The organism is Kitasatospora sp. Root107 (assembly GCF_001424875.1).
Taxonomy (GTDB): domain Bacteria; phylum Actinomycetota; class Actinomycetes; order Streptomycetales; family Streptomycetaceae; genus Kitasatospora.
In genome coordinates, this window is sequence record NZ_LMCT01000067.1 from 326,645 (window position 1) to 346,967 (window position 20,323).

The window sequence follows — 20,323 nt, forward strand, 5'->3', positions numbered from 1 at the left end:
TTCGTGCTTTCGCAGCGTTCTCGAGGTCAGCTCTGCGCCTGCCAGGCCGCAAGGCCCTTCTTCAGATCCTCGGCCGTCATCACCGGCTGGATCTCGAACTCCGCGCCGAGCTCCTGGAAGAGCGGTTCCGCGATGCTGGGGAGCTGGGAACTCTCCTGCATGTCGAAGACGAAGGTGCAGTGCCTGCCGCCTTCGCCGGGGCCGAAGTAGGCCGCTTCGGGCTTGAGGCGTTCGATCATGGATTCCACGATCTTCGCCAGCGTGCCGTCCTTGAGCGCCTCGTTCGAGGCCTGGGTGTCGAGGCGGGCTCTCAACATGACCCTCATTGCACTCGCTCCTTCTGCGCACCACGACCGGCACGGTCCTGACCGCGCTCGCTTGGACCCGGTGACGTCCTGCTCAGGCTCTCCTCGGGAGGCAGGAGCGGCAACATCTCGTCCTCCATCAGTGCTGCCGTGACTACTGAGGGCGCCAGGGCCGCCGTCAGGCGCGGAGCAGTCCGTCCAGGAAGGTGTTGCCGAAGACCCGGTGCGGGTCGTGGCGGTCCAGGGTGGCGACCGCCTCGTCCCAGCCCGGGCGGCCGGCTGCGCGGAGGCTGTCGGGGATGGCGCGGCCGAGGACGTCCGGGTCGGCCCAGGCGGCGGTCTCGGTGAAGGCCCAGCCCTTGGACCACTCGACCCGGAGGCCGGCCCGGGTGCCGTCGAAGGTGCGCAGCAGGAACTGTTCGAGGTCGCGGCAGAACCGGTGCAGGCCGGGGGTGCCGGGCAGGCTGAGGATGTCGAGCCAGATGGCGGTGTCCCACTCGGGCTTGTCCGGGTGGGGTCGCAGGGCGGAGAGCAGGGCCGGCTGGGCGCCGGGGACGCCGGAGGCGGCCGGGGTGTCCAGGCCGGTGGCCCGGATCTCGACGGCTCCGTTGACCGGGTACTCACCGCGCTGCTGGTACTCCGTCAGCAGGCTCTGGTAGTAGGTGGCGAACTCGCTGACCACCCACTGGAGATCTGCGCGCCGGGCCAGCACCGCGTACCCGTTGGCGGTGACCCGCAGGGTGGTCGGCCGGACGTACTGGAGCAGTGCGCGGGAGGGGCCCCACAGGTCGGAGTGCAGGCCGTCCGCGAGCAGGTGGGTGAGCAGTTCGCCGGTGAGCAGGCTGCGCAGCAGGCCGGTGGAGAGCAGCACGTCGGTCAGGTCGCCGGTGAGGCCGATCTTCGTGATCAGGAACTGGAGTTGGCCGAAGGTGGGGGCCAGTCCCCAGGAGCCGGCGACCAGTTGGCCGGCCAGCTCGGCCACGGGCTTCGGGATGTTGTCGGAGAAGGGGTAGTTGTACGGCTCGGTGACGGTGCGGGCGGCGAACGGACGGGTGGGGGTGACCCGCCAGGTCTTGAGCCAGGGGTGCGAGGTGAAGGCGTACCAGATCGCCTCGGCCCGGCCGTCCCGGTCGACGAAGTCGGCGAAGGTCCGGGTGCCGGACGTCCCTGGTGCGGCGAAGAGTTCGGTGGCCGGGACGTCGAGGCGGCTGACGCAGCGCAGGTTCCGGTCGGCGCCGACCCGGAGCACCACCTCGGTGAGGAAGGCCCGGCCCAGCTGGACCAGGAAGGCAGCGCTGTCGGCATCGGCCCGGTCGAACTCCCGGAGTACGTACCGGCCTTGGGCTTCGTCCCAGACCACCGCGGTGAGCGAGGTGACCTGGTTGCTGAGCGAGCCGTAGCCGTGACCGGCCGGCAGGGTCTCGCCGGTGGCCGGCACGGCGGTGCCGTGGCCGCCGATGGCGAGTACGCCGCCGACGGTGAGATCGCCGGGCGCCGGACAGGCGGTGACGCCGAGGCCGTGACCGGCCAGCTGGGCGAGCAGGTCCTCCATCGAGGCGCCGGTCTGCACCCGGACGGTCGGGGCCCCGGCCACCGAACTCCCGGTCAGGGCAATGGCGGTGAGGTGCTGGGTGGTGTCGAGCAGCAGTACCTGGGCCGTGGCGGGGGTGCCGGGGGCGACGGTGAGCGGTGCCCAGCCGTGCCGGTGCCCCTGCGGACGCAGCCGCCAGCCTGCGGCGCGGGCCCAGTCGGCGAGCTCGGCGACCTGTTGCGGGCTGCTCGGTGCACAGACCCAGAGCGGGTCGGTACGGACCTCGCCGGCCCAGTTCTCGTACACCCGCTGGTAGGGCGTCACCCCGGCCGGGAGGGCGGCGGGCGCGGTGCCCACCGCCTGCGCGCTGTCCGGCCCGATGGTGCCACGCAGGAGCCAGGCGCCGCCGGCCCCGCCGAGTACGGCGAGTGCCTTACGCCGGGTCAGGCCGCTGTTGCTGTCGTGCTGTTGGTCTGCCACGCGCCGACGCTACCAACGGAGATCACGCCGCGAGGTGCTTTCGGCCCGCAGGATGTCGGGACTCCGACCGCATGTTGCGCGCGATCCGGGGGTCAGTGGAGGGATACTTCGTCAGGTTGGTACGACAGACCGAGGCGGCGGGTCTCTGCGGGAGACGTGCGCCGGGCGGGAGCGATCTTGATCCGCGTTCTTCTTGTCGAGGACACCGGCCTCATGCGCGGAGCCCTCACCGCCCTGCTGGCCAGGGAAGCGGACATCGAGGTCGTCGCGGAGGCGGGCGGGAACGGTTCGCTCATCGCCCGGGCGCTCTCGATCCGGCCCGATGTCGCCGTGATCGACGTCGACTGCCGGCGGGGCGAGCAGCTGTTTCTGGGCGGCCAGCTGTCGGCGCAGCTCCCGGAGTGCCGACTGTTCCTGGTCACCGGTTCGCAGCCGCCGGACGGCCTTCGGAGGGTGCTCGCCCAGGGCGTGCCGGGTCTCATCGGCAAGAACGCGCCCGCCGAGCAACTGGTCGAGGGCATCCGGAAGGTGGTGGAGGGTCACCGGTACATCGACCCGGAGCTCGCCCTGCTGGCGATCGAGTCGTTGGAGAACCCGCTGACCTCGCGTGAACTGGAGATCCTGCGGATCGCCGCCGAAGGCACTCCGACGGGCGAGATCGCCCTCCGGCTCTCACTCTCGGTGGGCACGGTCCGCAACCACCTGTCGGCGGTGGTCGGCAAGGTGGGTGCGCGGAACCGGGTCGATGCGATCCGGATCGTCCGGGAGTCGGGCTGGCTGTGACAGATGGGGGAGGCCGGTGGACTCCCAGTGGCCGACCAGGTCGCGGTAGAGGGCGGAGTCGGCGAGCAGTTCCTCGTGGGTGCCCAGCCGGGCCCGGTTGCCGTCCAGTACGAGGACCCGGTCGGCCCGTCGGGCCGAGCTGATCCGGTGGGCGAACACGATCAGGGTGCCGGGGCGGCGGGCGAAGGCCTCCTCGGCGACCGCTTCGGCGGCCGGGTCGAGGTGGCAGGTGGCCTCGTCCAGCAGGACCAGCCGGGTGGGCGGCAGGAACGCCCGGGCAAGGGCGACCAACTGCCGCTCACCGGCCGAGAGTTCCTGCAGGTCGAGCGGTGCGTCGCAGCCGCCGAGCCGCTCGACCAGTGGCCCCGCGCCGACGGCGCGGACGGCGGTGTCCACCTCCGCCGCAGTGGCCTCCGGCGCGAGATAGGTGACGTTCTCCCGGACCGTCCCGGCGAACACGTACGCCTCCTGGGGGATCAGCACGCGGTAGCGGGCCAGCAGCTCGGGTTCGCGGGTGTGCAGCGTACGGACCGGCACGCCGCCGATCCGGACCTGCCCGGCCTGCGGTCCGAGCAGTCCGGCGGTCAGTGCGGCCAGCGTGGACTTCCCCGCGCCGCTCGGCCCCACCACGGCCAGGTGCTCACCCGGGCGGAGCAGCAGGTCGAGGTCCCGGATCACCGGCTCGGCGGACCCGGCGTAGCCGAAGGTCACGCCTCGCAGCTCCACCCCGGCCCCGTTCGGTGAGACCGGGGCCGTCGGCACCGGTGCAGAAGCTGGGACCGGCGGCAGCTCGGCCGCCTCGGCGATCCGGCCGAGCGAGACCACCAGCCACAGCCCGCTGCCGCCGAGCCCCCGGACGAACTCCTGCAGCGCCGGTTGCAGGCCCTGGGACAGGTAGACCACCGCTCCCAGGATCGCGCCGGCCGTCACACCGCTGCGCACCAGCCAGGGCGTAGCAGCCAGGATGAGCAGCAGCGGCACCCAGCCGCCGACGCCCAGGGCCGTGGTCCGCAGCGCGGTCAGCCGGGCCAGCGCCCGGGAGGCCGAAGCGGCGGCGTCGACCCGGGCACCGACCTGGGCGGCGACGCGTTCCTCGGCACCGCAGGCGGTCACGTCCCGCAGCCCGCCGGTGAGCGTGCCCGCGCTCTCGGCGAGGCGCTCGTCCGCCAGCACGACCGCCCGTTGCCGCCTGGCCATCGCCCGGAGCGCGGTGAGGAACAGCGCGAGCCCGACCAGCATCGGCGGCAGGACCAGCAGCAGCAGGGCCGGGTCCAGGCCGGCCAGCCCCAGCAGCACGCTCGCCGCCGTGATGACGAAGGTCTGTACGAACATGATCACCGCGCCGTACGACTCCCGGACGATCTCCACGTGTTCGGTGAGGCGGGCCACCCCGGCGGTGTCGGCGGGTCCGCCCAGCCTGGCGGAGCGGTACAGCGTGCCGTTCGCGACGAAGGCGACCAGCTCGTCCCGCAGCGGCTCGACCACCGCGGCCAGGCAGAGCGCGACCTGCCGGGTGCCGAGGGCGCCGACCAGGGTGGCGCCCGCCAGCAGCCCCAGCCAGGCGAAGCCCTCGCCGACTCGCCCGGCCAGGAAGCCGTGGTCGACGGCGCGGGCGACGACCCAGCCCGAGAGCAGGACCGGCACCGTCCGCACCAGGGTCCAGCCCGCGAGCCGCAGGAACTCCCGGCGCCGCCTGTGCAGCGCCGAGCGCAGCAGCCGACCGGCCGTCCTGTTCACGGTGCCCCTCCCGCCGTCACCGGCCCTGGTGTCACCGGTTCGAAGACGGCCCGGTACTCCGGATCCGCCCACAGCTCGCCGTGCGTCCCCTGCGAGCGGACCCGGCCCCCGGCGAGCCAGACGACCAGCTCGGCCCGGGCGGCCGTGGACGCCCGGTGCGTCACGACCAGCCGGGTGCGGTCGGCCAGCGCGCCGGTGAGCACCCGGGTGATCTGATGCTCCGTCACGGTGTCCAGGCTGGCAGCGACATCGTCGAGCACGAGCACCCGCCCGGCCTGCAGGAACGCCCGCGCCAGCCCGACCCGCTGCACCTCCCCGCCGGACATCGGGGCCTCGCCGAGCGGGGTGCGGTAGCCGTCGGGCAGGTGCCGGATGAAGGTGTCCGCCCTGGCCGCCACCGCCTGGGCGCCCACCTCGTCCGCGGTGGGCGCCCGTGCTCCCAATCCGATCGCGTCGCCGATGGTCTCGCCGAGCAGCACCGGCCGTTCGAAGCCGTACGCCACCGCGCCCCGCAGCTCGGCACGGGCCAGCCGGCGCAGCGGTACGCCGTCGAGCAGCACCTCTCCCTCGTCCGGGTCCACCAGCCGCCCGGCCAGGGCGGCCAGCAGCGACTTACCGGCTCCGGACCGCCCCACCACGGCGATCAGGGCGCCGCCCGGCACGGTCAGGTCGAGCTTCTCCAGTACGGCGGCGCCGTCCGCGGCGCGCTTGGTCACCTGTCGGAACTCCAGCCGCCCGGCGCCGGTGGGGAGTTGCCCGGTGCCGTACCGGACGGGGGGCTCGTCGAGCACCGCGGCGACCCGGGCGGCCGTCGCCCGGGCGAAGGCCAACTGGCCGGCGGCGGAGACGATCGAGCCGACCCCCATGGCCAGCAGCACGTACTCGCTCGCGGCGAGCACCTGCCCCGGGGTGATCCGGCCCCGGCTGAGCTCGAAGCCGGCCACCGCCAGCACGGCGACCTCCAGCAACGGCACCACCAGGGCGTCCCGGGAGTTGACCCGGGCGACCGCCCGCCACATCCCCTGGCCGTACCGGTGCAGCTCGGGCAGTGGCACCAGCACCCGGCCGACCTCGCGCTCCACCGTTCCCGCGGCCGTCACGGTCCGGATGCCGGCGAGGGCGTCGGTCAGCCGGGCGGCGATCCGGCCCTGCGCGTCGAAGTAGCGCTCGTTGAGGTCCGAGACGTCGCGGACGAAGGTGCGCACCAGGAGCACCACCAGCGGCATCCCGGCGAGGAAGGTGAGGCAGAGCCAGGGGTCGATGAGCGCCAGCGCGACCACGCCGCCGACCGGCGGGATCAGTTCGGTGACGGCCCAGACCAGGCCCGCGGTCGAACCCCCGGCCCGGGCGGTGTTGCCGACCAGACGGCTCACCAGGTCACCGGCGTCGAACCGTCGGGTGGCCCGGGGGCCGAGGTCCAGCACGTGCCGCAGCAGCCGGTGGCGAAGCCACGCGGTGGCACGGCTGTTGGCCACTCCGGCGGCGAGGTCGTCCGCCGCGTCGCACAGCACCAGGAGCGCGATCAGGACGGCGGAGAGGGTCAGCCAGAGCGCCGGGTCACTGTCGCCGAGCACGGCGTCCACGGTGCGGCCCATGACGGCCGGCAGCACGACGTAGACCCCGGCGAGCAGCACCGAAGCGGCGGTCAGGACGCCGACCCACGCCCCGCCCTGCCGGGCTGCCGCGAGCAGCAGGCGGTCTCGGCTGCGGTCCACCACTGGGCTGCGGTCCACCACTGGCCGGCTCCGTTCCTGGGAGGCGGAGGTCATGCAGGGGGCGGGGACACCCGCGGGTGACCCCGCCTTCTCGTCGGTGTCACAGGATCGACACCTTGCACAGGAGGCTCAGCGCGCTGTACCTGTTGTTACAGCCCTTGCTGGCCCGGCTGCCGGCCGGTGCACCGCTGGGTTCGGGCGTGAGGCCCTGCAGTTCGAGGAGCGTCATGACGATTCACCTCCCTCCTCCGAGGTCTGGTCCGGCAGGTCGGTGCGTGCGCTGCGTTCGACCCGCCCGGACGGGGCGAGGAACGGCAGCCGCACGGAGTCGTGGTGCAGAGCGGATCCGAGGGCGAGCAGCACTCCGGCGCTCCCGGTGGCCAGATCCATCGAGAACCGCATCAACTGCTCGCCAGGGAAGACCAGTTGGCCGTCGCGGGTGCAGGCGTGCCGGGCCAGTCGGCGGATGTGGGCGGCGACCACCGGGTCCCGCTCGGCGGCCGTTCCGGGCGGATACGCCCGGCTGAGGTGCAGGATCATTCCGGCGATTCCGTCGAACAGTCCGGGCTCCAGGTAGAACGGCGCGGTGGCCGCCCGGCGGATGGCACCGGCCGCCTGCGCGAACTGCTCGTCCTCGCGGTGCTCGAGGTAGTCGTCGAGGACCAGGCCGATCCCCACGCTGCCGTCGGCCAGGTAGGGCATCGTCCGGAAGCCTTCGTTGACCTCCATCGCACCGTCCTCGCGCAGCAGACAGCGGCGGAGGTCCTGGCGGAGCGCGGTCGCGGCCAGATCGAGGAACTCCGCCTCGCCGGTCGCCTCGTACAGCCGTACGAACAGCAGTGCGGGCCCGGCCGATCCGCGCAGCAGCCCGGCGTACGGGTGCTCGCCGCCGCTGAGCTCCGGCACACCGTCGGCCGGGCCCAGCCGGTCGGCGACGGCGCTCGTCACCTCGAGCACGGTGTCCAGCAACGCGCGCTCGCCGGTGGCGGCCGCGAAGTGCAGCAGGTTCAGGCCGATCCCGGCCAGGCCGCCGTACAGGTCCAGCCCCAGCTGCTCCCAGCGCTCGCCCAGGCACATGTCGAGCGCCTTCAACGCCTCGGCCCGGTGGCCGAGATGGTCGAGCACGTACGCGACGCCGTGCAGGCCGTCGTAGAAGCCCAGCCGGGTGCCCGGCTCGGGGTGCAGCGCCCGCCTGATGAGCCAGTCCTCGTACTCCGGGTGCCGCCCGGCGCCGGTCACGTCCAGCGCGTACAGCACCCCGGCGGCACCGTACGCGAGGCCGAGGCCGCCGCCCGTGGTGAGGAACTGCTCGATGTCCCCGGGGAACAGCCGGTCGTCCCGCTCCGGCGTGGCGGCGGCCAGGACGGCGGCGGAGATCGACTCCCTTGCGCGCCACCAGCCCTGACGGTCCGGCACCAGCCGTGGTTCGCCGTCGGACGGGCGGTCGTCCCCGGTGATCACCCGTACCGCCTGGTCCAGGAACCCGGCGGGAACCGGGAACGCCCGAGCTGCCTCGGTCGCGAACTGACCGGCCTTGTTCGGGTCCAACGACACCAGGCCGGTCAGTGGCATGAAGAGGAAGAGCCGTAGACAGGCCAGCGCGTACTCGTCGATCGCCTGCCCGGTGGCACCGTCCGGAGCGACGAACCCCGGGGCCGCGAGGGCCTGCCGCCCGGCCTTCGCCGCATCCGACGCGCCCTCGAAGTCGATCAGCGCCACCGTGCCGTCCGGGCGGACCAGGATGTTGTCCGGGTGCACGTCGCCGACGACCACACCACGGGCGTGTACGGCGGCCACCGCCTCCTCGACCTGCCGGACGACGTCGACGGCCCAGGCCGTGTAGTCCGCGAAGGCCGAGTCGTCCGCCTCCAGCGACACCAGCGGGTAGCGGTCGAGGAACTGCTCGTTCAGGGTCTTCCCCTCGATGAACTCCTCGACCAGGAAGTGATGGTCACCCAGCGCGAACTCGTCGTGCAGCACCGGCACGCAGTCGAGGCCGCCGAGCTGCTTCAGGGCCTCCCGCTCGCGCCCCAGCCGGGTGACCGCGTCCGCCCCGTCGAGCGTGAGTCCCGCGTGCGGCCGGGCCTCCTTCAGTACGACGCGCTGCTCGGTGCGCAGGTCCACCCCGGCGTACAGGCCGCCGCCGTTGGAGAAGTGCAGCGCGCGGTCGAAGCGGTACGGGAGACCGGTCACCGTGGTCCGCCGGCTCTCGGCGAGGTGGGGCTGCAGGAACTCCGGCAGCTCGACCCACTCGGGCACCTGGAACGTCGGCCCCCGTTCGTCCGGCACCAGCCGGCCGTCGCCGTCCTCGATGGCGGGCCGCACCTCGCCGTCGGGCGAGGTGCAGTACCGGTCGGCGAAGGCCCCGTACCGTACGTACAGCGGACCTGGCCCCCAGCGCAGGTCGCTCAGGATGTACGGCCCGGGCCGACCGTTGAGCTTTTCGCCCAGTTCGGTGAGAATCCGCTCGAGCTGCGCCTCGTCCCCGGGGTAGATCGTCACGAACTTGCCGCTGGCACCCCGGTGCGCGTACTTGGCGTTGGCGATCAGCAGGAAGTCGCGGTTGGGGAGGAACTTGAAGGAGATCCGCCGGGGGATGCAGTAGTCCCACACCGCGGCGAGGGTCTCCTCGGCGTTGTCGAGGCACGCCGAGGCGTGGATCTTCCATCCCTGCCGGGGCAGTGCGGCATCCTCCGGGTGCAGGGCGACCCAGTCGCCCCACTCCGACCGCGCCCAGCCCGCCGGCACGGGTGCGCGGGCCGCCCCGAAGTCGCCGACCCCACCGGCCGCGCGCGTGGGCGCGTCGTAGAACGACGGATCCACCAGGCAGTACACCTCATACCGCTTGTCCACGTGAGCCTCCGGCCCCGCGTCATACTCTCCGTGACGACCCGCTCGCCGCCACCGACAGACCCCTCCGCCCTCGGGCACCCGAACCCGCAGCCCGGGTGTCCGAACACCCCTCCGGCGCCTACCAGTTCCGACGATCCTCGGGTCACCCCCCGGTGCACCACCACCACTTGTCACGCGATCGCTGTGAGATCGACACGCTCGGACCGTGAACTCCGCACGGTGCGTCTCGCCGCGACCTCGGCACGGCGAACCCGGTCCGGGCGGGATACCTGGCTAGGGTCGGTGGAATGGAACGGATTCGGAGCAGGGTGGTCGTCACGGGCGAGGTCCAGGGCGTGTTCTTCCGGGACACCTGCCGCCGTACGGCACAGGAGTACGGGGTGGCCGGTTGGGTGCGCAACCTGGCGGACGGGACGGTGGAGGCCGTGTTCGAGGGCGAGGCCGCTGCGGTCGGTCAGCTGGTGGCCTGGGCGGAGCGCGGGCCGAGCCAGGCGGTGGTCGATCGGGTGACGGTCCGCCAGGAGGAGCCGGAGGGGCTCACTGGGTTCGAGATCCGGCCGACGCCGTGGTGAGCGGCTTCCGCCCGGTGCCTTTGAGGTAATCACCGCAGCTCTTCGGTGCAACGGGTAGGACTGGTCAGCATCTCGCCGACGTCGAACACTGCGGAGCGGATCACTGGACGGGCCCATTCGGGCAGCCCGGCCGTATGGTTCCTCCCTAGGGATCTCACCTGAGCCGGAGGAACCGTGCCGACGCCGCCGTACCGTCAGATCGCCGCCGAGCTACGGCATCGCATCACCACCGGCGAGCTGGCGCCGGGCGACCGAGTCCCCAGCGAGAACGCGATCGTTTCGGAGTACGGCGTTGCGGCCGAGACCGCACGAAAGGCGCTCGGCGTTCTGGCTGCCGAAGGCCTGACGGAAGCTCGGCGGGGATCGGGCACCCGGGTGCGCGCCTTCCGGCCGATCCTCCGGCGCGGTACCAAGCGCCTCGCACAGTCCGGCTGGGGCGAGGGGCGATCCATCTGGGAGTTCGACCTGGACGGCCGGCCCCTGCGAGCCGACCGTGTGACGGTCGAGCCCGATGCGCCCAGCCCAGCCCATGTTGCTGTCGCCCTCGGCCTCGCTGTCGGTGACCCGGTCTGCATCCGCGACCGCCGCTACCTGGTCGATGACGAGCCGGTCATGCTCGCCACCTCCTACCTGCCCACCGCACTGGTGGTGGGCTCGCCCATCACGCAGCCGGATACCGGGCCGGGCGGGACCTACGCGCGGCTGGCCGAACTCGGGTGCGCGCCGGTGCACTTCCGCGAGGTGGTCCGCTCGCGGATGCCGCTGCCGGAAGAGGCGGAGGCACTGGCCCTCGGCGTCGGTACACCGGTGGTGCTGATCGTGCGGTACGCGTACGCCGCCGAAGGTCTGCCGGTGGAGGTCAACGAGATGGTGCTGGATGCCTCCAGGTACCTGATGGAGTGGGAGTTTCCCGCGTGACGCAAGGGTTCTGACGAGGTGTCACCGAGCTGTTGACTTCCCTAAGGAACTAGCGAGACAGTTCCTTAGGGAACTTGGCGGGCGCCGAGTTCCCTCCCCGCTCCGGCCGACTTGCCGGCCGGCTTCCGACCGGAGCGGGTTCCGCATCACCGCTCGGCCCCGACGGGCCAACCAGCCCACGGGCTCCGCACGTTGTGAGGAGAATCCATGACGACCACGGCACCCCAACACCCGCCCGGCCCCATGGCGCCGGACACCCTGCTCGACGCGGTCACCTTCGACAGCGTGGTGAACACGGTGCTCGACAGCAACCCGGACATGGCTGCCACGATGGCCCGACGCATCGTCACCGAGGCGCTCGCGTTCGTCGCCACCGGTGCGACCACGCCGTACCACCGGGGGATGGCGCCGAGCCGCACCGTTGACGAGGGCTGGCACGCGCTGCTCGTGCACACCGAGGCGTACGAGCGCCTGTGCCAGTGCCTCGGCCGGTTCGTTCACCACACGCCGGGCTGGGACCCGGGCCTGTACGACCCGGATATCTTGAACTACACGCAAGGGTTGATCCGGGCTGCCGGGTTCGAGGTCGACGCCGAGCTGTGGCGGGCGCCCGATGACAGCAGCCTGGTGTCCGTCGCGGCGAACTGCCAGCACGCGCCCGAGTGCACGATCCGGCCGATGCCCAAGCCCGAGAAGCCGTAACCCAGCGCGCGCCCCGGCGTTCGGCTTCGGCCGGGTGCAGGGGCGCGTACCCTGCTGCCATCGACAGGAGGTGTCCTCATGGAGTGGATCGACCCGCGATACGCGGAGCTGGTGGCCGAGTTCCGGAAGCCGCTCGACCCGCAGCAGCTGACATTCGATCGCCCGATGCCTCCCGAGGGCGCCCCGGCCAACGCCGTCCGTGGGTTCGTCATGGAACGGCTGGACGACTAGTCGGCCGAAAGCCGGGGCGTCCGCGTCAGGGAGCGAGGTCGACCAGCACCCGCCCGAGTCGGGTGCCGTGCTCGGTTTCCGGGCCGCTGCTCTGCGGAGCGACAGCGACCGACCGTCCGAAGGGCCCCGGGACGTTTGAAGCGGGTGCCGGCACGCCAGACATGGGGGATGACGGAACCTGCACTGCACCTCTCCGACGAGGTTCGTGACGCGCTCGCGAGCCGCCGGACTCCCGTGGTCGCCCTGGAGTCGACGATCATCGCGCACGGCCTTCCCAGGCCACGGAACCTGCTGGTGGCGGGGGAGTTGGAGGAGATCGTGCGGGCGGCGGGCGCCGTCCCGGCGACCATCGCCGTGCTGGACGGTGTGCCGCACGTCGGGCTCGGCAAGAGCGAGTTGGAGCGGGTCGCGAACGACCCCGGCCTGCGCAAGCTCGGGTTCCGGGATCTCGCACCGGCCCTGGCGACGGGCGCGAGCGGGGCGACCACGGTGTCGGGGACGGCGTTCCTGGCGGCGCGGGCCGGGATCCGGGTCTTCGCCACCGGCGGGCTCGGCGGGGTGCACCGCGAGTGGGCCACCACCCAGGACGAGTCGGCCGACCTCGGGCTGCTTGCCCGGACCAGGATCACCGTGGTGTGCGCGGGGGTGAAGTCGATCCTGGACGTACCGGCCACGCTGGAGCGGCTGGAGACGCTGGGGGTTGCGGTGCTCGGGTACCGGACGGCCGAGTTCCCCGGGTTCTACCTGTCGAGTTCGGGGCGGCCGGTGGACTGGACGGTACGGGAGGCGTCCGAGGTGGCGGACGTGATGCGCGCTCAGGACGCACTCGGGGGGCTGAACTCGGCGCTGGTGGTGGCCAATCCGGTCCCGGAGGCCGAACAGCTCGACCCCCGGCTGCACGACCGGGTGCTCGCCGAGGCGCTTGCGGCCGCCGACCGCGCGGGTGTCACCGGCCAGGCCACCACGCCCTTCCTGCTGGCCTATCTCACCGAGCACACCGAGGGCGCCTCGCTGGAGGCCAACTTGGCGGCCGTGCGCGGCAATGTCCGGCTCGCTGCCGAGATCGCCGCCCACTGGGCGGGGCCGGGGGAGTGACCGGCGCGCTGCTCGTGATCGGCGACGTCGTCACGGACGTCGTCGCGCTGCACGACCGGCCGCTCGCACCGCACACCGACACCGCCGCCCGGATCGCCGTCCTGCCGGGCGGATCGGCCGCCAACTCGGCGGCCTGGGCGGCGTATTCGGGCGCGGAGGTGCGGCTGCTGTCCCGTCTCGGCGCCGACTCGGCCGACTGGCACCGGGCCGAACTCGTCGGCGCCGGAGTCCGCCCGCACCTGGTGGTCGACCCGGAGCTGTCGACGGCCGTGGTGATCTGCCTGGTGGACGCCGAGGCCGAGCGGACCTTCGTCACCGACACCGGTGCCGCCGCCCGTCTCGGCCCGGCCGACTGGGATCCGGCGCTGCTCGACGGCGTCGCGCGTCTTCACCTCTCCGGATACCTGTACTTCACCGACCAGGGACGGCAGTTGGCGGTACGGGCGGTCGCGGCGGCGGAGGCGAGAGGCCTGCCGGTCAGCGTCGACCCGGCCTCCACGGGCTTCATCGAACGGCTCGGCGTCGCGGACTTCCTGGCCGCGATCGACGGCACGGACCTGCTGCTGCCGAACTCGGCGGAGGCACGGCTGCTGGCGGGAACGGATGATCCGGTGACGGCGGCCGAGCGGCTCAGTGCGGTCTACGGCGAGGCCGTCGTGAAGCTCGGCCCGCAGGGTGCGGTGGCCGCACGGGAAGGGAAGGTGGTCGCGAGGATTGCCGCCGTCCCGAGCACGGCGCTGGACACCACCGGCGCCGGCGACGCCTTCACCGGAGCATTCCTGGCCGCACGGCTCGGGGGCGCCGACCTCGCCGAGGCGACGGCCGCCGGCTGCGGCGCGGGGGCGGCGGCCGTCGCTCGGACGGGTGGCAGGCCGCCGGCCCGGTGAGCCACTGCGGACAGACGTACACAGGACTGAGCAGCCGTCAGGAGTGATCCGCCGCCGTCCCGCGTGCGACGGTGGCTCCGCGCTGGTCGGTGAGCAGCGCACGCTGTGTCAGGAGCTGTTCGATCCTGGCGTCCAGTTCGCTCAACTGGCCGTCCAGGATGCCGAGGGAGCGCGTGCACGGCAGCACCCCCGGGGCGTCGTCCTGGGCGCACGGGAGCAGGTCGCGGATGGTGTCGGTGTTCATCCCGGTGGCCAGGAGCTCGCGGATCCTGGCGACGGTGGCCGGGGCGTCGGCGCCGTACGTGCGGTAGCTGTTGGCGCCGCGCTCGGGGTGGAGCAGCCGCTGTTCCTCGTAGTAGCGCAGCAGTCGTGGGCTGACCCCGGTGCGGTGGGCCAATTCGCCGATCAGCACGGGTGTTCTCCCCCTCGGGTTGACCTTCACATCAGTGTGAATACCTAGCGTGTGCGGCATGACAGCCTATTCCGCAGACGCCCTTTCCCTGACCACCACCCTGACCACCACGGTGACCGGCGCGGGCCCCGGCCTGGTCCTCGCCCATGGCGCCGGAGGCTCCGTCGCCGACAACTTCGGCCCGCTGATTCCGGTGTTGGCCCGGAACCACACCGTGGTCGGCAGTGACTATCCGACCGCCGACGAGGAGTTGAGCCTGGACGGTCTGGCCGACGCGCTGGTTGCTGCTGCGGTGGAGGCCGGGGTCGAGCGGTTCACCGTGATCGGCTTCTCGCTCGGTTCGGCGGTCGCGGTGCGCGCGGCGACCCGGCACCCGGACCGGGTGCGTGGGCTGGTGCTGGCGGCCGGGTTCGCCCGTGCGGACAACCGGTTCAGGCTCGCGATGGAGCTCTGGCAGGAGGCGCTCGTCCGGGGTGACCGGGAGACCTTCGCCCGGCTCGCCCTGACCGGTGGGTTCGGCGCGGACTTCGTCAACGCACTGCCGGGGGAGCAACTGCCGGCGCTGGTCGGGCAGGTCGCCGCCGGGGTGCCGGGCGGTACCCGCCGGCAGGCGGAGCTGGCGGGCCGGGTCGACACGACCGCCGAGCTGGCCGCGCTGGCGGTGCCCGTGCTGGTGGTGAACGCGACCCGGGATCTGCTGGTCGACCCGGCCAACTCGCGGCAGCTGGCAGCCGGGATACCCGGGGCCGAGTACGTCGAGATCGACGCCGGCCACGTGTTCATGGTCGAGCGGCCCGAGGAGTGGGAGACGCAGGTGGCCGCGTTCCTCCGGGAGCACGGACTGTAGAAGCAGCGGGGAGGGCCGCCCGCCGGACGGCCCTCCCTGTTGACAGGACGTCAGGCCGTCAGGCCGGCTGGTTCAGCCGGTCGCGGAGCTCGGCGAGGTCGCGCTCGACCTCCCGGTACTGGTCGCTCACGGTGCGCTCCTCGCTGATCGGTGCGGTGCCGCCGTCCAGTGCCGTCAGCCGCTCGGTGGCGGCGGCCAGGGTGGCCCGCGCCGAGTGCACCCCCTTCGCCGCGTCGTTCAGCGCGGCGAGCTCGGCCGTCGCACCCGCCAGTGACTCGTGGGCCCTGGCCCGGGCCGGTGCGACCTTCTCGATCCCGGCCCGAGCGACCTCCAGCGCCCCGGTGTAGACGCCCAGGATGCTGTCGTAGGCGTCGGCCAGCTCGGAGAGGGACTCCGCGGAGGTCACGTAGAAGTCGACGATGGCCTCGAGTGCGTCGGGGTCGTCGCCGTCGAACTCGCTGAACTGCACGTGCCGGGCGTCGAATTCCTCGACCAGCGATTCGAACGGCAGCAGGAGCTCGTCGGCCTCGTCGAGGGTCGGCTGCAGCCGGAGTACCGGGACCCCGATGCGCAGCGCGTACAGCTGGTCCACCTCCTCGCGGTGGCTGCCGAGGGTGCGCTGGGCGTCGGCCACCAACTCGCGGCTCTGTACGGCCTGTTCCACCGCCCTGATCCGCAGCCCCTGGTACTCCGCGGCGCGCTGCTCCCTGCGCTTCTTGCTGCCGAACACGGCTCTCCCCAGTTTCGAACGGACGACCGGGTGATCATCGCCCAGGCGGTGGCGGGGTGTCCACGCCGTTCGCCGTGCCGGTGCGGGAGGTGCGGGCGGAGCAGCGGACAGCAGGGAGGGCCGCCCGCCGGACGGCCCTCCTACTGCCCTGCCTCACCCTGCCACCTTGCTACCCATCACCTGGAGTCTCACCAGTTCGGGGGTCCAGGCAAACGGGCCGTTGGGGTGACGCCGGGGCGTCCCCGCCGGGTGCTGTGACGGTGGGCACAGGCCATGTGCAACTTGTTGCATAGGGCGGCGCCGAGCCCCTACCGTGACGCCATGACCGCGTACCCGAACCTGCTGCGTCCGCTCGACCTCGGCTTCACCACGCTCCCCAACCGGGTGCTGATGGGCTCGATGCACGTCGGCCTCGAGGAGGCCGAGAACGGCTTCGAGCGGATGGCCGAGTTCTACGCGACCCGGACCAGGGCCGGGGTCGGCCTGATCGTCACGGGCGGCATCGCGCCGAACGAGGCGGGCCGCCCGTGGGAGGGCGGGGCCAAGCTGACCACCGAGCAGGAGGCCGCGGAGCACCAGGTGATCACCGAGGCGGTGCACGCGGCGGGCGGCAAGATCGCGCTCCAGCTGCTGCACTTCGGCCGGTACGCCTACCACGCCGAGCTGGTCGCGCCGAGTGCGATCCAGGCGCCGATCAGCCCCTTCCCGCCGCGCGCGCTGACCGAGGACGAGGTCGAGCAGACCGTCGAGGACTTCGCCCGGGCGGCCGAGCTGGCGAAGTCGGCGGGGTACGACGGCGTGGAGATCATGGGGTCCGAGGGCTACCTGATCAACGAGTTCATCGCCGCGCCGACCAACCGGCGGGAGGACCGCTGGGGCGGCAGTTACGAGAACCGGATGCGCTTCCCGGTGGAGATCGTCCGGCGGGTGCGCGAGCGGGTCGGGGCCGAGTTCATCCTGATCTACCGGCTCTCCATGCTCGACCTGATCCCCGGCGGCTCCACGCTCCCCGAGGTGGTGCAGCTGGCGAAGGCGGTCGAGGCGGCCGGGGCGACCATCATCAACACCGGCATCGGCTGGCACGAGGCCCGGATCCCCACGATCGCCACCTCGGTGCCGCGCGCCGCGTACGCCTGGGTGACCAAGCGGCTGATGGGCGAGGTGGGCATCCCGCTGGTGACCAGCAACCGGATCAACACCCCTGAGCTGGCCGAGCAGTTGCTCGCCGACGGGCACGCCGACCTGGTCTCGCTGGCCCGGCCGCTGCTCGCCGACCCGGAGTTCGTGGCCAAGGCCGAGCGCGGCACCCCCGAGGCGATCAACACCTGCATCGGCTGCAACCAGGCCTGCCTGGACCACACCTTCAGCGGCCGGATCACCTCCTGCCTGGTGAACCCGCGCGCCTGCCACGAGACCGAGCTGGTGCTCGCCCCGACCCGCCGCCGCAAGCGGATCGCCGTGGTCGGCGCAGGACCGGCCGGCCTCGGCTTCGCGGTGGCCGCCGCCGAACGCGGCCACGCGGTCACCCTGTACGACGCCGCGGACCGGATCGGCGGGCAGCTGAACGTGGCCAGGCAGGTGCCGGGCAAGCAGGAGTTCGACGAGACCCTGCGCTACTACCGGTACCAACTGGCGGAGCGTCAGGTCGAGTTGCGGCTCGGTGCGGCCGTCACCGCGGCCGGGCTGTTGGCCGAGGGCCACGACGAGGTGGTGCTCGCCACCGGCGTCACCCCGCGCGTCCCGGCGATCCCCGGCGTGGACCACCCGAGCGTGGTCGGCTACCTGGACGTGCTGCGCGGCGACGCGGTGGTCGGCGAGCGGGTGGCGATCATCGGCGCGGGCGGGATCGGCTTCGACGTGGCCGAGTTCCTGACCGACCAGGACGGCGACTTCTACGCGAGCTGGGGCATCGACACCGAGCACCGCGAGCCCGGCGGGCTGCGCACTCCCGAGCGGCCGAAGCCGCCGCGTACCGTGCACCTGATCCAGCGCAAGCCCGGCAAGGTCGGCGCGGGCCTCGGCAAGACTACTGGCTGGATCCACCGGGCCGAGCTGGCCCACCGCGGTGTGCACACCGTCTCCGGTGCGAGCTACCGGCTGATCGACGACGAGGGGCTGCACCTGACCGTGGACGGCGAGGACCGTACCGTCCCGGTCGACACGGTGGTGCTCTGCGCCGGACAGGAGCCGCGCCGTGAGCTGCACGCCGAGCTGCTGGCCGGCGGCGCCTCGGTGCACCTGATCGGCGGCGCGGACGTGGCCGCCGAGCTGGACGCCAAGCGGGCCATCGACCAGGGCACCCGGCTCGCGGCCGAGCTCTGACCCGTAGTCGTCGGGATCAGCGCCAGCTGCCCGGACCGTCGCCGACCTCGGTGAACGCGGCCAGTGCCAGCGCGCCGAGGAACAGTGCGGCCATCAGCAGCAGGATCAGACAGCCGACCGCGTCGGCCCTGGCCTTGCTCTGGCTGCGCATGCCGCCCCCTCTGTCCGGCCCGTGGGGGTCCTCGGCACCGGGGCCCCCACCCTAGCGACGGACCCCCGCCCTGCCCAGACCTCCCTTGAAGGCCCCCGGCTGTTGCCGGGGGCCTTCGTCGTACCCGCTAACCGGACGGACGGGCTCACCCTGCGGACCGGCCTTGACGATTTGTTGAAACCGGCTTACTTTTCTTTTCGCATACCAGAATCATCCTTCCGTATCGTGGAAGTCTGACGGACGCAGGAGTAAGCCGATGCCTCGAATGACAGCCGCCCGCGCGGCAGTTGAGATCCTCAAGCGCGAGGGCGTTGACGTCGCTTTCGGCGTGCCGGGCGCCGCGATCAACCCCTTCTACAAGGCCCTCAAGGAGGGCGGTGGCATCAGCCACACCCTCGCCCGCCACGTCGAGGGCGCCTCGCACATGGCCGAGGGCTACACCCGGGCCAAGGCCGGGAACATCGGTGTCTGCATCGGTACCTCCGGCCCGGCCGGCACCGACATGATCACCGGCCTGTACTCGGCGATCGCGGACTCGATCCCGATCCTGTGCATCACCGGCCAGGCCCCGGTCGCGAAGCTCCACAAGGAGGACTTCCAGGCCGTCGACATCGCCTCGATCGCCAAGCCGGTCACCAAGGCCGCGACCACCGTCCTGGAGGCCGCCCAGGTCCCCGGCGTGTTCCAGCAGGCCTTCCACCTGATGCGCTCCGGCCGTCCGGGCCCGGTCCTGATCGACCTCCCGATCGACGTCCAGCTGACCGAGATCGAGTTCGACCCGGAGACCTACGCGCCGCTGCCGGTCTACAAGCCGGCCGCGACCCGCGCGCAGATCGAGAAGGCGATCGGCTTCCTGCTGGAGTCCGAGCGTCCGCTGATCGTCGCCGGTGGCGGCATCATCAACGCCGACGCCACCGAGCTGCTGGTCGAGTTCGCCGAGCTGACCGGCACGCCGGTCATCCCGACCCTGATGGGCTGGGGCATCATCGCGGACGACCACGAGCTGAACGCGGGCATGGTCGGCCTGCAGACCTCGCACCGCTACGGCAACGCGAACTTCCTCGAGTCGGACTTCGTCCTCGGCATCGGCAACCGGTGGGCCAACCGCCACACCGGCGACCTGGCCGTCTACACCAAGGACCGCAAGTTCGTCCACGTCGACATCGAGCCGACCCAGCTCGGCCGGATCTTCGCGCCGGACTTCGGCATCGCCTCCGACGCCAAGGCCGCGCTGGAGCTCTTCGTCGAGGTCGCCAAGGAGCTCAAGGCCGCGGGCAAGCTGCCCGACCGCAGCGAGTGGGCCGCGTCGACCCAGGAGCGCAAGGCGACCCTGCTGCGCCGCACCCACTTCGACAACGTGCCGCTCAAGCCGCAGCGCGTCTACGAGGAGATGAACAAGGCCTTCGGCCCGGAGACCCGCTACGTCACCACCATCGGTCTGTCCCAGATCGCCGGTGCGCAGATGCTGCACGTCTACAAGCCGCGGCACTGGATCAACTGCGGCCAGGCCGGCCCGCTCGGCTGGACCATCCCGGCCGCGCTCGGTGTCGCCACCGCCGACCCGGAGACCCCGGTCGTCGCCCTCTCCGGCGACTACGACTTCCAGTTCATGCTGGAGGAGCTGGCGGTCGGTGCCCAGCACCGCATCCCCTACGTCCACGTCCTGGTCAACAACGCCTACCTCGGCCTGATCCGCCAGGCCCAGCGCAACCTGGACATCAACTTCCAGGTCAACCTGGAGTTCGAGAACATCAACTCCCCGGAACTGGGCGTCTACGGCGTCGACCACGTCAAGGTCGTCGAGGGCCTGGGCTGCAAGGCCATCCGGGTCACCGAGCCGGACCAGCTGCTGCCCGCCTTCGAGCAGGCCAAGAAGCTGGCCGCCGAGTTCCGCGTCCCGGTCGTGGTCGAGGCCATCCTGGAGCGCGTCACCAACATCTCGATGGGTGGCGCCGGCATCGACGCCATCAACGAGTGGGAGGACCTGGCCACCGAGCCCGGCCACGCCCCCACCGCGATCAAGACCCTCAAGGTCTGATCCCGAGCAACTGA

19 protein-coding genes are annotated in these 20,323 nt (G+C 72.2%); 10 read left to right on the forward strand and 9 right to left on the reverse strand.

What is annotated here, in order from left to right:
* Window positions 1-26: 26 nt before the first annotated feature.
* Window positions 27-317, reverse strand: a complete 291-nt coding sequence (locus ASC99_RS32685) for a DUF3303 family protein (RefSeq protein WP_082598837.1) — start codon at window positions 315-317, stop codon at window positions 27-29.
* Between the two features lie 166 nt (window positions 318-483).
* On the reverse strand, window positions 484-2,316 hold the full coding sequence (locus ASC99_RS32690; RefSeq protein WP_235502878.1) for a cholesterol oxidase substrate-binding domain-containing protein: 1,833 nt from the start codon (window positions 2,314-2,316) through the stop codon (window positions 484-486).
* A 177-nt stretch (window positions 2,317-2,493) separates the two neighbouring features.
* On the opposite strand from ASC99_RS32690, the gene ASC99_RS32695 reads away from it, so the two are divergent.
* Entirely contained in the window at window positions 2,494-3,099 is a 606-nt protein-coding gene (locus tag ASC99_RS32695; RefSeq protein ID WP_057239192.1) for a response regulator transcription factor, read from the forward strand.
* Here the strand turns inward: ASC99_RS32695 and ASC99_RS32700 are convergent.
* The 4 genes from ASC99_RS32700 to lanKC form a co-directional block, all read right to left on the reverse strand.
* Window positions 2,989-4,836, reverse strand: a complete 1,848-nt coding sequence (locus tag ASC99_RS32700; protein WP_082598816.1) for an ABC transporter ATP-binding protein — start codon at window positions 4,834-4,836, stop codon at window positions 2,989-2,991. The genes ASC99_RS32695 and ASC99_RS32700 overlap by 111 nt on opposite strands.
* Window positions 4,833-6,569, reverse strand: a complete 1,737-nt coding sequence (locus tag ASC99_RS32705; protein ID WP_235502879.1) for an ABC transporter ATP-binding protein — start codon at window positions 6,567-6,569, stop codon at window positions 4,833-4,835. The genes ASC99_RS32700 and ASC99_RS32705 overlap by 4 nt, the downstream gene beginning before the upstream one ends.
* Window positions 6,570-6,651: 82 nt before the next feature.
* Window positions 6,652-6,780: a SapB/AmfS family lanthipeptide gene (locus ASC99_RS41525; protein WP_235502880.1), complete on the reverse strand. Its 129-nt coding sequence runs from the start codon at window positions 6,778-6,780 to the stop codon at window positions 6,652-6,654.
* Entirely contained in the window at window positions 6,777-9,404 is a 2,628-nt protein-coding gene (gene lanKC / locus ASC99_RS32710) for a class III lanthionine synthetase LanKC (protein WP_057238901.1), read from the reverse strand. Before lanKC ends, ASC99_RS41525 begins: the two co-directional genes overlap by 4 nt.
* Before the next feature lie 287 nt (window positions 9,405-9,691).
* Here lanKC and ASC99_RS32715 point away from each other — a divergent pair, with 287 nt between their 5' ends.
* The 6 genes from ASC99_RS32715 to ASC99_RS32735 all read left to right on the forward strand — a co-directional run bounded on the left by ASC99_RS32715 (window position 9,692) and on the right by ASC99_RS32735 (window position 13,809).
* A complete protein-coding gene (locus tag ASC99_RS32715; RefSeq protein WP_057238904.1) occupies window positions 9,692-9,976 on the forward strand; it encodes an acylphosphatase in 285 nt (94 codons plus the stop codon).
* 174 nt (window positions 9,977-10,150) lie between these two features.
* On the forward strand, window positions 10,151-10,894 hold the full coding sequence (locus ASC99_RS32720) for a GntR family transcriptional regulator (RefSeq protein WP_057238906.1): 744 nt from the start codon (window positions 10,151-10,153) through the stop codon (window positions 10,892-10,894).
* A gap of 207 nt (window positions 10,895-11,101) precedes the next feature.
* On the forward strand, window positions 11,102-11,596 hold the full coding sequence (locus tag ASC99_RS32725) for a hypothetical protein (RefSeq protein WP_235502881.1): 495 nt from the start codon (window positions 11,102-11,104) through the stop codon (window positions 11,594-11,596).
* A gap of 78 nt (window positions 11,597-11,674) precedes the next feature.
* Window positions 11,675-11,827, forward strand: a complete 153-nt coding sequence (locus ASC99_RS39190; protein ID WP_157531900.1) for a hypothetical protein — start codon at window positions 11,675-11,677, stop codon at window positions 11,825-11,827.
* Between the two features lie 168 nt (window positions 11,828-11,995).
* A complete protein-coding gene (locus tag ASC99_RS32730; RefSeq protein ID WP_057238908.1) occupies window positions 11,996-12,922 on the forward strand; it encodes a pseudouridine-5'-phosphate glycosidase in 927 nt (308 codons plus the stop codon).
* Window positions 12,919-13,809 carry a carbohydrate kinase family protein gene (locus tag ASC99_RS32735; protein ID WP_057238910.1) on the forward strand — a complete coding sequence of 297 codons (891 nt, stop codon included), beginning with the start codon at window positions 12,919-12,921 and terminating at the stop codon, window positions 13,807-13,809. Before ASC99_RS32730 ends, ASC99_RS32735 begins: the two co-directional genes overlap by 4 nt.
* 37 nt (window positions 13,810-13,846) lie before the next feature.
* Here the strand turns inward: ASC99_RS32735 and ASC99_RS32740 are convergent, their stop codons facing one another.
* Window positions 13,847-14,221, reverse strand: a complete 375-nt coding sequence (locus ASC99_RS32740; RefSeq protein ID WP_057238912.1) for a MerR family transcriptional regulator — start codon at window positions 14,219-14,221, stop codon at window positions 13,847-13,849.
* 58 nt (window positions 14,222-14,279) lie between these two features.
* Here ASC99_RS32740 and ASC99_RS32745 point away from each other — a divergent pair, with 58 nt between their 5' ends.
* Entirely contained in the window at window positions 14,280-15,068 is a 789-nt protein-coding gene (locus ASC99_RS32745; protein ID WP_057238914.1) for an alpha/beta fold hydrolase, read from the forward strand.
* 58 nt (window positions 15,069-15,126) lie between these two features.
* Here ASC99_RS32745 and ASC99_RS32750 read toward each other — a convergent pair whose 3' ends face one another.
* On the reverse strand, window positions 15,127-15,798 hold the full coding sequence (locus ASC99_RS32750; RefSeq protein WP_057238917.1) for a hypothetical protein: 672 nt from the start codon (window positions 15,796-15,798) through the stop codon (window positions 15,127-15,129).
* A gap of 321 nt (window positions 15,799-16,119) precedes the next feature.
* On the opposite strand from ASC99_RS32750, the gene ASC99_RS32755 reads away from it, so the two are divergent.
* Window positions 16,120-18,120: an NADPH-dependent 2,4-dienoyl-CoA reductase gene (locus ASC99_RS32755; protein ID WP_057238919.1), complete on the forward strand. Its 2,001-nt coding sequence runs from the start codon at window positions 16,120-16,122 to the stop codon at window positions 18,118-18,120.
* Window positions 18,121-18,136: 16 nt separating this feature from the next.
* Here the strand turns inward: ASC99_RS32755 and ASC99_RS41835 are convergent, their stop codons facing one another.
* Window positions 18,137-18,271 (reverse strand): hypothetical protein, encoded by a 135-nt coding sequence (locus tag ASC99_RS41835; protein WP_255359303.1) that lies wholly within the window; start codon window positions 18,269-18,271, stop codon window positions 18,137-18,139.
* A gap of 256 nt (window positions 18,272-18,527) precedes the next feature.
* Between ASC99_RS41835 and gcl the strand changes: the two genes are divergently transcribed.
* Window positions 18,528-20,309 carry a glyoxylate carboligase gene (gene gcl, locus ASC99_RS32760; protein ID WP_200948487.1) on the forward strand — a complete coding sequence of 594 codons (1,782 nt, stop codon included), beginning with the start codon at window positions 18,528-18,530 and terminating at the stop codon, window positions 20,307-20,309.
* The last annotated feature ends 14 nt before the right edge of the window (window positions 20,310-20,323 follow it).